The organism is Tolypothrix sp. VBCCA 56010 (genome assembly GCF_050875635.1).
Taxonomy (GTDB): domain Bacteria; phylum Cyanobacteriota; class Cyanobacteriia; order Cyanobacteriales; family Nostocaceae; genus Hassallia.
The window spans coordinates 1-339 of record NZ_JBPAOH010000470.1 but is presented as its reverse complement, the minus strand read 5'-3'; the positions used below and the strand labels follow the sequence as shown (position 1 = coordinate 339).

The following is a 339-nucleotide window of genomic DNA, read 5'->3' as shown; positions in this document are numbered from 1 at the left end:
CCCTTGGCGTTGCCGCAGGCTAGCCTCTCGCACAGAAGCGTGCCGTTAGGCAAGCAACATTATTTTTTTGTTTGTGGTATACTCTTATCACTAATAAACAATTATGATAATGTACAAAGCTTATAAGTTCAGATTGTATCCAACTTCAAAGCAGCAAATAGCTTTAGCCAAAAGCTTTGGCTGTTGTCGCTGGTTTTGGAATTATGCTTTGAACTTATGCCAAGAAACTTATAAAGTTTCTGGGAAAGGCTTATCAAGAAGTGCTATTCAGGGTTTATTGCCAAATCTCAAAAAAGAATATCCTTGGTTAACTGATGCTTATTCTCAATGTTTGCAATA

Annotated in this window: 1 protein-coding gene; it reads left to right on the top strand. The window is 37.5% G+C overall.

Annotated elements, in window-relative coordinates:
* Positions 1-109: 109 nt before the first annotated feature.
* On the top strand, positions 110-339 hold a 230-nt coding region (locus AABK37_RS42025; RefSeq protein WP_432557275.1), incomplete at its 3' end, for a helix-turn-helix domain-containing protein.